The 12,318-nt window shown below is 39.8% G+C and carries 11 protein-coding genes; 1 reads left to right on the top strand and 10 read right to left on the bottom strand.

Annotation, left to right across the window (positions count from 1 at the left end):
• Positions 1-8: 8 nt before the first annotated feature.
• Positions 9-3,575, bottom strand: coding sequence for a chromosome segregation protein SMC (smc, locus tag J2X07_RS17355; protein ID WP_310261637.1), 3,567 nt, complete (start codon positions 3,573-3,575; stop codon positions 9-11).
• A gap of 212 nt (positions 3,576-3,787) precedes the next feature.
• Here smc and J2X07_RS17350 point away from each other — a divergent pair, with 212 nt between their 5' ends.
• Complete coding sequence (locus tag J2X07_RS17350; RefSeq protein WP_310261634.1) at positions 3,788-4,012, top strand: DUF1128 domain-containing protein; 225 nt, start codon at positions 3,788-3,790, stop codon at positions 4,010-4,012.
• Positions 4,013-4,062: 50 nt separating this feature from the next.
• On the opposite strand, the gene rnc is transcribed toward J2X07_RS17350, so the two are convergent.
• The 9 genes from rnc to sdaAB all read right to left on the bottom strand — a co-directional run bounded on the left by rnc (position 4,063) and on the right by sdaAB (position 12,290).
• Positions 4,063-4,773 carry a ribonuclease III gene (gene rnc / locus J2X07_RS17345; protein WP_310261722.1) on the bottom strand — a complete coding sequence of 237 codons (711 nt, stop codon included), beginning with the start codon at positions 4,771-4,773 and terminating at the stop codon, positions 4,063-4,065.
• 171 nt (positions 4,774-4,944) lie between these two features.
• Complete coding sequence (acpP, locus tag J2X07_RS17340; protein WP_222461685.1) at positions 4,945-5,178, bottom strand: acyl carrier protein; 234 nt, start codon at positions 5,176-5,178, stop codon at positions 4,945-4,947.
• A 92-nt stretch (positions 5,179-5,270) separates the two neighbouring features.
• Positions 5,271-6,011: a 3-oxoacyl-[acyl-carrier-protein] reductase gene (gene fabG, locus J2X07_RS17335; RefSeq protein ID WP_310261627.1), complete on the bottom strand. Its 741-nt coding sequence runs from the start codon at positions 6,009-6,011 to the stop codon at positions 5,271-5,273.
• Positions 6,004-6,954, bottom strand: coding sequence for an ACP S-malonyltransferase (gene fabD, locus J2X07_RS17330; RefSeq protein WP_310261624.1), 951 nt, complete (start codon positions 6,952-6,954; stop codon positions 6,004-6,006). The genes fabG and fabD overlap by 8 nt, the downstream gene beginning before the upstream one ends.
• 4 nt (positions 6,955-6,958) lie before the next feature.
• Positions 6,959-7,957: a phosphate acyltransferase PlsX gene (gene plsX, locus J2X07_RS17325; protein ID WP_310261622.1), complete on the bottom strand. Its 999-nt coding sequence runs from the start codon at positions 7,955-7,957 to the stop codon at positions 6,959-6,961.
• A 6-nt stretch (positions 7,958-7,963) separates the two neighbouring features.
• A complete protein-coding gene (gene fapR / locus J2X07_RS17320) occupies positions 7,964-8,536 on the bottom strand; it encodes a transcription factor FapR (protein ID WP_310261620.1) in 573 nt (190 codons plus the stop codon).
• A 152-nt stretch (positions 8,537-8,688) separates the two neighbouring features.
• A complete protein-coding gene (gene recG, locus J2X07_RS17315) occupies positions 8,689-10,731 on the bottom strand; it encodes an ATP-dependent DNA helicase RecG (protein WP_310261618.1) in 2,043 nt (680 codons plus the stop codon).
• Positions 10,728-11,615 carry an L-serine ammonia-lyase, iron-sulfur-dependent, subunit alpha gene (gene sdaAA, locus J2X07_RS17310; RefSeq protein ID WP_310261615.1) on the bottom strand — a complete coding sequence of 296 codons (888 nt, stop codon included), beginning with the start codon at positions 11,613-11,615 and terminating at the stop codon, positions 10,728-10,730. The genes recG and sdaAA overlap by 4 nt, the downstream gene beginning before the upstream one ends.
• A gap of 12 nt (positions 11,616-11,627) precedes the next feature.
• A complete protein-coding gene (gene sdaAB / locus J2X07_RS17305; protein WP_310261612.1) occupies positions 11,628-12,290 on the bottom strand; it encodes an L-serine ammonia-lyase, iron-sulfur-dependent subunit beta in 663 nt (220 codons plus the stop codon).
• Between the last annotated feature and the right edge of the window lie 28 nt (positions 12,291-12,318).

Genomic DNA, 12,318 nt, shown 5'->3' with positions numbered 1-12,318 from the left:
TTTCCTCCTTAGGTTGTTACAAGTTCACGTGTATCTTCCAATCGAACAGAGACAAGCTTCGATACACCAGATTCCTGCATCGTTACTCCGTATAAAACATCAGCTTCTTCCATTGTTCCTTTTCGGTGAGTAACAACAATAAACTGTGTTTCCTTGCTAAACGCCCGCAGGAATTTTGCGAAGCGATGTACATTTGCATCATCGAGAGCAGCTTCTACTTCATCTAATATGCAGAATGGAACGGGTCTGACTTTTAAAATGGCAAACAATAACGCAATTGCTGTTAACGCTCGCTCACCGCCTGAGAGTAAACCAAGCTGCTGCAGCTTCTTCCCTGGCGGCTGAGCCATAATATCAACACCGGTAGCAAGCATATCTTCGGGCTGTGTCAGCACGAGGTCTGCCCGTCCGCCACCGAACAGATCTTGAAAGATAACCCCAAAATGTGAACGAATCGCTGTAAATGTTTCTTCAAAACGGTTCTTCATTTCTTCATCCATTTCAGATATTACGCCGTATAAAGTATCTTTCGCTTCAGTTAAATCATTTCGTTGTTCGACCAAAAAGTTATAGCGCTGACTGACTCTTTCATATTCTTCGATCGCACCAATATTAACGACACCCAGCTCTTCAATCGCCATTTTTATCAGTCTAACTTTCCTCTTGGCATCTTGCAGCGGCATTTCTAATTTATGCTTTTCTTTAGCTGCCTCATAGGAAAGTTCATATTCTTCACGTAAAAGTGTTAAACGATTTTCTAGTTCAACATCGAGTCTATTGATGCTGACTTCCTCTGTTTTAAGGCCTTCACTTAATTGCTTATACTGCCTTTTAGCTTCCTTCAGTTCCGTTTCCATTGCTTCAATAGATTGGAAGGATTGCATTCTTTCTTGTCTTCTTTCGGCAATCAGCCTAACAGCAGAGTTTTTTTCATGCCTTTTTTGAGTGATTTGCTCATCAAGCGAGTCCTCGCCCGATGAACTGTTATTCATTTCTTCTTCAAGAAGCCAGAAATCTTCTTCGGTTTCTTTCGTCTTTTCTTTTAATGACTTATATTCCACTTGGAGCCGTTCACTTTTTTCTCTCTGGTTTGCAACTTGCTGCTCGAGTTCTGCCGCTCTTATTTTCAGCGATGTTAAAGTCTCTCTCAGCTCTTCCTTCGATGTTTGATGCATCTTTTTCTTTTCTGATAAATCTGCAATTTTCTCCTCAAGTTTATTTCCTGCTTGTATCGCTATCTTGAGTTTACCTTGGAGATCAGCCAGCCTTGTTTCTGCAGCTGTTTTTTCCGAGTTAAATGATTGCTTTTCCCGATCGTATAATTGAAGTCTATCATTAAGACTCTTTTCGTCCATTTCAATTTCACGCAACCGGGATTTTAAATCTTGTTCAAGTTCTCTAAATTGTTCTCCTTGGATTCTTAATTGTTCTAAAAACTCTTTCTCTTTTAAAAGTTCTCCTTTTAGCTTAGAAACCTTTGATTCCAGCTGAAGAGTTTGTTTTTCCATCACAGTTAATTTCTCAGTCAACTCTTCAACTTCACGCTGCCTGCTCAAAAGAGAAGTACTCTTTTGCTTCAGGCTTCCGCCGGACATGGATCCTCCAGGACTTACTACATCACCGTCTAAAGTAACAATCCGATAGCGATAGTTCACTTTTTTAGCAATCTCGTTCGCGCCTTTTATATCTTTAGATATGATTATGTTACCTAATAAGTTTCCTACGATGTTCTCGTATTTCGAATCAAACTTGATGAGCTTTGCTGCAACACCTACAAATGACTCAACCGAACTTGCATTTTGTTCATCGCCATTCGAGACTGAACGCGGCTTAATGACATTCAAAGGCAAAAATGTGGCTCTGCCTGCCCTTGTTTGTTTCAAAAACTGGATCGCCTTCATTGCATTTTGATCATGGTCTACGACAATATGCTGCATTGACCCGCCTAGAGCGGTTTCTATTGCTGTCTCAATTTCAGAAGGAACCGATATTAGCTCGGCAACTGCTCCTTCAATACCACTCAGGCGAGAATTTTTAGCTTTCAGCACTTCTTTTACACCTTGCATGAAACCAGCATATTCATCCTGCATCGATTCAAGCATCTCTTTTTTAGACTTAAACTGCTGAATAAACTGATAAGCTTGATATAGTTTTTCCTGATTCGTTTGATGATCTGTCTCTTTTTTTGAAATCGCAGTTCTAACATTTTGATATTCTTCGAGCTTTTGTTTTAAATCTGTTTCAGCAGCATTGAATTTATTCTGAACCTCGGATTTTGTATCCTGCAATTGGGTTCTCTGAAGAAGGAATTTATTGTTTTCTTCATCTAATTTTCCGCTTTTGAAATTTTGCTGTTTAGATTGTTCCTCAATGTATCGAATCTCATTCTTGATTGTTGTTTGTTCATTGAGCCGATCAAAATAATCACTTTTTAGCTTTTCTAGTTCGGATTCTACGTCCATTTCAAGAACTGCCAAACGGCTTTCTTCTTCTTTTACTTGTTTTTTTACATGTTTTAGCTGTTTTTCTTTCTCATTGAGCATTTCGGTCTCAATCATTAGTTGTTTCTCAAGATGATCACGATTTTCTTTAAGCTGCTGAATCTGCTCTATTAAAGAAGATTTATGTTGAGCATAGTTTTTCTTTCTTTCCTTTAACACTTCTTTTTTACCCTCTAATTTTTCGAGAGTTTCACTAGCTAATAGAAGCGCCCCCTGCAGCTCATCAATGGATTCATCCATTGCCTGCATATCTAGTCTCGCACGTTCAATGGTTGTTTCTCCCTGCCTGACCTGGCTGGAGAGTGCCTCCTCTTGGTGCTGTAATTCCGCTACAAAGATTTTTTGCTTCTCCCAGCGCTGATGCAGGTCCTCAATTTCATGCACCAGCACAGCCGTTTCAACAACCTCTAATTCCTGTTTCTTTTCAAGGTAGTCTTTCGCGATCGAAGCTTGTATTTTAAGCGGCTCAACCTGATCTTCTAACTCGTGCAATATATCTTCAACCCGATTTAGATTTTCTTGTGTTTCTGATAGCTTTTGTTCCGCTTTTTGTTTTCTGTTTTTGTATTTTAAAACACCAGCAGCTTCTTCGAAAATTTTTCTTCTTTCCTCAGACTTACTGCTTAATATCTCTTCTACCCGGCCTTGTCCGATGATAGAAAAAGCTTCTCTTCCTAATCCTGAATCCATGAATAATTCAACAATATCTTTTAATCTGCATTGCTGTTTATTGATCAAATATTCACTGTCTCCAGAACGGAACACTCTTCTTGTAATGGATATTTCATTATAATCAAGCGGCAAATGCTGATCTTCATTGTCTAATGTAAGTGTCACTTCTGCCACGTTTAATGGTTTACGATTGTCGCTCCCGGCAAAAATGATATCTTCCATTTTGGAGCCGCGCAGTGATTTTGCAGATTGTTCTCCAAGTACCCAGCGTACTGCGTCAGAAATATTACTCTTTCCGCTGCCATTCGGTCCAACAACTGCTGTTACCCCTTGAACAAATTCAACTTGGATTCTTTCAGCAAAAGATTTAAACCCAGCTACATCAATTCTTTTGAGGAACATCTTTTAATCCCCCTTACGTTACATGAACAGCTTTAAAAGCCGATTCATTTTTCTGATTATGTATACTCTAACTTATTTATTTTATCATAGATTTAGCCTTGCATAGTCACAAAGATGATATTGTGCTAAAATGAAGAAAGCTTATTAGAACGGCTATTTAACGCAAATTTTAAAAGTACATATGATTAAAATCGCATAAAAGGAGCATTTAAATGGATTTAACGATAGAAAACCACGAAAACATGTCCTATATGATTGAAAGTTTAAAAAAGAAACTCCAAATAGTTAACAGCGGAATCATACAGCCCGAAGATTACGAATTAAATAAATATGAGGATGTTAAAGAACTTTATGAAATGGTGATGAAAATGCCATCTTTCAGCATTCGTGACATGGAAAGTATTGTGGAAGAGCTTGCATCTTTGAAAAAGAAATAATAGAACCCCCTGAATTGACGCGGTAAGTGCATCATTTGAGGGGGTTTTTTCTAGTTCTTTTTAGAAACCTTACCTATTGCTTCTTGTGCAGCATGCTGTTCAGCTTCTTTTTTCGATCTTCCATAGCCGATTCCAAAAGTCTCTTCATTTAATCTTACTTCAGAAACAAATTCCCTGTTATGCGCAGGTCCTTTTTCCTGAACGATTCTGTAATCAATGTGACCCAGTCCTTCACGCTGGACATATTCCTGCAGCTGGCTTTTAAAATCCATCACATGAGAAAAAGCACCTTCATTAATACGCGGAACCACGTAACGGTCTAAAAATTCTTTAACCTTTTCAAGTCCCTGATCCAAGTAAAGCGCTCCAATAAAAGCTTCAAAGACATCTGCCAAAAGTGCTGGGCGAGTTCTCCCGCCTGTATTTTCTTCGCCTTTTCCCAATAATACATAATCACCGAAGTGCAGATCATTTGCAAAAAGCACAAGTGATGGTTCACATACAATTGCTGCTCTTAATTTCGTGAGCTCGCCTTCGCTCATGTTTGTGAATTTACTGTATAAAAATTGAGAAATAGTCAATTCCAAAACGGCATCGCCTAAAAACTCCAGCCTTTCATTATCTTCAAATGTTCTTCCTCGATGCTCATTCACATATGATGAATGGGTAAAAGCTTGTGCTAATAGTTTTACATTATCAAAAGTTACGTTTAACCGTTCTTGTATAGGGGCTACTTTCTGGATGCGCAGTTTGTCATCCATGCCCTTTTTTGAAGCAGATTTAAAACGGTTTTTCATTATTTTTTTTTGAGTTGATTGATGTTTTGAACCTTTCATAAACTTCCTCCAAAAATCTCGTAAAAGGGCTATTTTATTGTCTCTTCCCTTAAAAGGGAAGAAAGCCCCGTTAAAAACGGGACTTTATCCGAAACCTTACTGTTTGCTGTTTATGTAATTTACAACATCACCAACAGTTGCAATTTTTTCAGCATCTTCATCAGAAATTTCTAATTCGAACTCATCCTCAAGTTCCATTACAAGTTCAACTACATCAAGAGAATCTGCACCAAGATCTTCTTTGAAGGAAGCTTCAGGCTTAACCTCAGACGCGTCAACACCAAGACGGTCTACAACAATCTTTGAAACTCTTTCTAGTACGTCTGCCATAATGTATGTCACCTCCTTTCAATAGTATATGCTTTTTTATCTAAAAAAACTAGAGAAATTACCAATCGTTATGAAAACAATAGTCACCTGATTTACATCACCATTCCGCCATCAACATGAAGTGTTTGTCCAGTAATGTAAGAACTTTGGTCACTCGCAAGGAAAGCCGCTGCGGCTGCAATATCATCAGGTTGTCCAAAGCGGGCTAAAGGTATGTTTCTTAACATATCTTCTTTAATTCCTTCTTCAAGTTTACCCGTCATGTCCGTTTCAATAAAACCAGGCGCAATCGCATTTACAGTAATTCCTCTGGAAGATAGCTCTTTCGCAGTAGTTTTTGTTAACCCAATCACTCCGGCTTTCGCAGCAACATAATTTGCTTGCCCAGCGTTTCCGGAAACTCCGACAATCGAAGCGATATTGATAATCCGCCCTTGTCTTTGCTTCATCATTTGTCTAGTAACTGCTTTTGTTGTTAAAAATACACCTTTAAGGTTTGTATTAATAACAGCATCCCAATCTTCCTCTTTCATTCTCATCAATAAGTTGTCTCTTGTAATCCCAGCATTATTAACGAGAACATCTAAGCTTCCAAATTGATCGATCACAGCTTTGATCATAGCCGTAACATCTTCGCTGCTAGAAATATCAGCTTTTATAGCAAATGCTGTTCCGCCATTTTCTTTAATCTCAGCTACTACTTCGTTCGCTTTCTCTTCACTGCCTGAAAAATTGACAGCCACTTTTGCGCCTTGCTTTGCAAAATAAAGCGCAATTGCACGTCCGATTCCTCTTGAAGCACCAGTAACTAAAACAGATTTATTATTAAGCATCAATAGATTCTCCCTTCAGTTTTTCAACAGCTGCAGCTAATGAGTCCATATCACCGATCGCCATACAATTCGCTCTTCGGTTCACCTTTTTGATTAAGCCGCATAATACTTTTCCAGGACCAATCTCTATAAATGTGTCAACGCCTTGATCCATCAATTCCCGTACTGTTTCTTCCCAGCGTACCGGGGAGTAAAGCTGTTCAATCAGCTTCTCTTGAATCTCGTTTCCTGATGTTACAGGTTTCGCTGTCACATTCGCGATTACAGGTGTTTTCGCATCCTTTATTTCAATCGCTGACAATACTTCAGTAAACTTCTCCGCAGCCGGTTTCATTAACGAAGAATGAAAAGGTCCGCTCACTTGAAGCGGAATCACTTTAGCACCTTCTTCTTTAGCACGCGATCCAGCTTCTTCCACACCTTTTACAGTTCCTGAAATGACAATTTGACCTGGGCAGTTTAAGTTTGCTACTTGTACACTGTTTCCTGCTTCCGTCACTTCCCCCGTAATTGTTTCTAGGTGTTCTTGATCCATTCCCAATATAGCTGCCATCGTTCCGACACCTGATGGAACTGCCTCTTCCATAAGCAGCCCTCTGTTTCGTACTGCAAAAACGGCATCTTCGAATGATATACTCTCTGCTGCAACTAATGCGGAATACTCACCTAAGCTATGACCTGCCGTAAAGTCTGGCGTTATACCATACTTCTTGAATACTTCAAGTACAGCAGTGCTGACAGTAAGCAAGGCTGGCTGTGTATATTCTGTTTTCTTTAGTACTTCTTCTGGACCTTCAAAAATGATAGTTGAGAGATCTAGTTTCAGTTTTTCATCAGCTTTCGCAAATACTTCTTTTGCAAGTGTTTCCTGGTCTGCTAATTGTTTTCCCATACCTACAAATTGTGACCCTTGTCCTGGAAATAAAAAAGCAATTTTACCCATGAACCTATTCCTCCTTATTTTCGTTTGATTGAATATGATCCAAAATGGTGTTTACTACGTTTTTATCCACCATATCTTTTGTTTGTCTGATCGCATTTAAGACCGCATTGGCATTAGATGATCCGTGTGCTTTTATTACCGGTGCAGCTAATCCAAAAAGTCCCGCTCCGCCATACTCTGTATAGTCGAGTTTATCTTTTATTCCGCGAAGCTTTGGCTTTAAAACCCCGGCAGCCATCTTACTCGTAAAGCTGGATGTGAGTGTTTCTTTTATCATTGAAAACATGCTCATAGCAGTTCCCTCGATCGATTTCAATACGAGGTTGCCTGCAAACCCGTCACATACCACAACATCTGCCGCACCCATCAATAGGTCTCTGGATTCTACATTTCCAACAAAGTTAATGTCAGCTTCTTGTAAAAGCGGAAAGGCTGCTTTTGTTAAGGCGTTTCCCTTTTCGTTTTCTGTTCCTACATTCAGCAAGCCTATTCTAGGATTTTCAATTCCTCTTACTTGCTTACAATAAACCGCGCCCATAAGTGCATATTGCAGAAGATGTTCAGGTTTAGCATCCATATTTGCACCTACATCTAAAAACAAAAATCCGCGTCCGTCTAAAGTAGGCAGTGTTGGTGCAAGGGCTGGTCTTTCGATACCTTTAATTCTGCCAACGTAGAATAATCCGCTAGCCATCAGTGCCCCGGTATTTCCAGCAGAAATATATGCATCTGCATTTCCAGATTTCACTTCATTTGCAGCAAGTACCATAGAAGCATTCTTTTTGCGGCGAACTGCCCGAACTGGTTCTTCCGATGTTTCAATCACTTCGTCCGTATGGATAATTGTAAAAGGATGATCACTCGGCAAATGTTCTTTTATTAGATTTTCATTACCAACTAATGTAATAGTCAGATCATGGTATTGTTCAACAGCTAACAAAGCACCTTTAACTATTTCTTTCGGAGCATTGTCGCCACCCATAGCGTCTAATGCGATTTTCATGTTGATTTAACTTCCTTCCTTCGAATCTTGTTTTGATCTGAACATCGTAAATTCACCATTAAAAACAAGTTCTTTATCTACAAAGCTATTTACTTCAACAATTGTTCGTTCTGAGCCCGTTTCTAAAACTCTCGCTTTCGCAATGATCCGTTCCCCCATTTTAACCGTACGAGAGAAACGGATATTTGCTTTAGCCGTTAAAGCTAGCTCATCGTTAATAATTGCAACGGCTAATGAATTAGCCTGAGCAAAAACATGATGACCCCTTGCTATTTTATTTCTTGAGAAAACATGTTCTTCTCTTATATCTAAAATGGATATGGCCGATTGATCCAACTGCAGATCAATAATTTCACCTATTACTTCCTCTAACGGCAGAGCCTTTACTTCATCTAATTTTGTAACCGCTACTGATTTAATTCGCTCTCTGAGTTCTGGTATAGATAGTTCAAGACGGTCAAGCCTGATCGTCTGGACACTTACACCGAATTTTTCAGCAAGTTCATCGTCCGTTATGAAGGGGGTTTGTTTGATCGTTTCAGTAAGAAGCGCTTGACGCTCCTTTTTTGATTTCTTCATAAATCATTTCCTTCTTCCTTTAAAAAGGTCTCATTTATGATGCAAGGCGTTATAAAAGCAGGTACCATAAAATAGCATACCTGCATTTGTTTTCTGATATTATGAGCTGGTACTAACAGTAGTATATAGTATCAATACTCATCTTTCAAGAATTAATCGAGCCTCTCTTTATCTAAAATCCCTCTGCTCTCAAGAAACTCTCTAATAGGTGCATACATCTCACCTTTCCAAAACTCATCAGAATTCACTAGTTTCTGAGCATCATTTCTCGCCGTTTCCAGAATACGGTAATCATGTATTAAATCTGCGACCTTAAATTCCGGAAGACCGCTCTGCTTGTTCCCAAAAAAGTCACCTGGTCCACGCAACTCCAGATCCTTTTCAGAAAGTTCAAACCCGTTTGTTGTCTCAGTCATAATCCTCATACGTTCTTGGCCTTCTTCAGTTTTCGGATCTGCAATCAGCACACAATAAGACTGGTCGCTTCCACGCCCTACTCTTCCTCTCAACTGATGAAGCTGTGATAATCCAAATCTTTCTGCATCATAAATGATCATAACGGTTGCATTTGGTACATTCACTCCTACTTCAACAACAGTAGTAGAAACAAGGATCTGGCATGTATTCGAAGCGAACTGCCTCATTACTTCATCTTTTTCTGCAGAATGCAGTCTTCCATGCATTAATCCAACTTGATATTCCTGAAAATAAAGACTTAGCTGCGCATGTACGTCAATGGCATTTTGTACATCTACCTTTTCGGATTCTTCAATCAGAGGACAGATCACGTAGGCTTGTCTTCCTGACAAAATTTCTTTTTTCATAAAATCCAGCACCTGATCGAGCATCCCATGCTTTGCCCAATGGGTGATGATCGGTTTTCTGCCTGCAGGCATGACATCTATCGTTGAAACATCCATATCACCAAAAGCTGAGATCGCAAGTGTACGTGGAATAGGAGTTGCCGTCATAAACAAAACATCAGGACTTGCACCTTTTTCACGCAATACTCTTCTTTGGTTGACGCCAAACCTATGCTGTTCATCCGTGATCACTAAACCAAGGTTGTGAAAATTCACCTCATCTTGAATAAGGGCATGTGTCCCGACCATGATTTGAATGTCACCCTGACTCAGCAAGTTCAATGTTTCCTTTCTCAATTTCCCTTTTACAGAACTCGTTAATAGCGCTACCGTGATACCGTATGGCGCAAATAATTCTTTCAGTGACGTAAAATGCTGCTCTGCCAATATCTCGGTTGGTACCATCAAAGCACCCTGCTTGCCTCCTGTTACAGCTGCATATAGGGCAATCGCTGCCACTACTGTTTTGCCGGAGCCAACATCTCCTTGTAATAGCCTGTTCATTCGGCTGTTCTCAGAAAGATCTTTTAATATTTCATTCACTACTCTAGCTTGAGCATCTGTTAACTGAAATGGAAGTCCTTCAATAAAAGAATCTAGTTTAGAGCGATCAAACACAATGGAGGCACCTTCAGATTGCTGTCTGTTCCACTTCCTGAAAATCTGCATTTTTAATTGAAAAAACAATAGCTCTTCATAAGCGAGTCTTCTTCTTCCAGCCTTTAATTGCTTAAAATCTACTGGAAAATGCATCATCTTCAAAGCTTCCTCTTTTCCAGGAAGACGGTAAGTATTCCGCAAATATTCCGGCAGCGGTTCTGGGATTTGACCCCTATACTGACCAAAAGCTTGTGCCATTATTTTTCTCATCATCTTACCATGCATCTGCCCTTTTAGAGAATAAACAGGTTCAATCTTATGATCTTCTGAAAATGTACCGAAATGAACATCACTTACCGTTAATGTCATTTTGTTTCGATCCCATTTTCCTGTTACCGTTATGGTTTGTCCTAGGGAAATTTGATTTTTTAAAAACGGCCGGTTAAAAATAACAGCTGTAATCAAATATTTCCCAACGAGCATCCGAAACGATAATCTTGATTTTTTTTTCGGAAAATAACGGAGAGAAGGTTCAGTATGAACCTTCCCTTCGATCGTTGCTTTTTCATCATGTGCTATATCCGCTAAATCTTTTAATTGATAGTCTTCATAACGATATGGCAAATACTCCAGCAGATCCTGAACAGAATGAATACCCATACTCATCAATTCTTCTGCTTTTTTTTCGCCAATACCTTGAATCGCTGTCGTCTGATCGCTAAGCATCATCATTTTTTATTCAGCGGTATCCCGAATATTTTTGCCTCAAGCTCTCTTCCTGTTGGAGTTGCGGCCAAACCGCCTTGTGCCGTTTCCCGAAGTGCTGACGGCATAGTTAAGCCAATCTTGTACATGGCATCAATCACTTCATCACACGGTATACGGCTAACGATTCCAGCAAGGGCCATATCTGCAGCAACAATCGCATTGCTTGCTCCCATCGCATTTCTTTTAACACAAGGAACTTCTACAAGACCTGCAACAGGATCACATACTAACCCAAGCATATTCTTTAAAGCAATTGCAAAGGCCTCTGCAGATTGCGATGGTGTGCCCCCAGCTAGTTCAACAATAGCGGCTGCAGCCATTCCTGTAGCAGAGCCTACTTCAGCCTGACACCCTCCTGCTGCTCCAGAAATGGATGCGTTATTAGCAACGACAAAACCAAAAGCTCCAGATGCAAACAAGTACTCAATCATTTGATCTCGTGTAGGATTCAGCTTTCCCTTTAACGCAAACAATGTACCAGGAACAACTCCTGCTGAACCCGCCGTTGGAGTCGCACAAATCGTTCCCATCGCTGCATTCACTTCATTCGTTGCCATCGCTTTACTTACTGCATCAAGCATTAAATCACCAGATAGTGACTTGCCTGTTTTAATGTATGCTTGAAGCAGTTTTCCGTCACCGCCAGTCAATCCTGAGTGTGATTTTACATCTTCGGTTATACCTCGTTCAACAGCTTCTTCCATCACCGTTAAATTACGGTCCATAAAAGCAAACACTTCTTCTCTGGAACGCCCGGTCACTTCCATTTCCTGTTCAATCATGATTTCTGATATTTTACATTTTCTTGAATCTGCAAGTTCTACTAATTCAGCTACATTGCGAAACATTATACTCACCTCTTAATCATGTATCTTAACTACTTTTTGAACGATCGGAAGAGTACTTAATTCATCCGTTATTACATCATCAACATTCTGATCAATCTCAATTACCATTAACGCTTCTTTTCCTTTTTCTTTCCTCGATACTTCCATGTGGCCAATATTAATCTCATGTTTGGCCAAAATGTTCGCAACACCGGCAATCGCTCCATATTTATCGTTATGCACAATTAATAGAGCCGGATGGTTTCCTGAAAGTCTCAGTTCAAATCCATTGAGTTCGGTAATCTCGATCTTACCTCCGCCAATAGAGATTCCTACTAGTTCTATCTGTCCTTCGCTGTCTCCAATGATAACACGGGCCGTGTTTGGATGATCTGTTACAGCATCTTCTTCTGTCATCGTAACTTTGATTCCTTCTTGCTTCGCTATTGTAAGCGCCTCCACAATCCGGGTATCAAAAGTATCATAGTCAAGGATCCCGCCGACTATAGCCACATCAGTTCCATGTCCTTTGTATGTTTTAGCAAAAGAACCGTAAAAAGATATTTTCGCAAAATCAGGTTTTCTTCCGAATAAATGCCTAGCTACTCTGCCTATTCGGGCAGCTCCTGCTGTATGTGAACTAGACGGCCCAATCATTATGGGACCGATAATATCAAATACACTTTTATACTTCATGACAATCTCCTTCACATTCCATTTTTCC

Source organism: Fictibacillus barbaricus (genome assembly GCF_031457135.1).
GTDB classification, from domain to species: domain Bacteria; phylum Bacillota; class Bacilli; order Bacillales; family Fictibacillaceae; genus Fictibacillus; species Fictibacillus barbaricus_A.
This window is presented reverse-complemented; position numbering and strand designations above follow the sequence as displayed.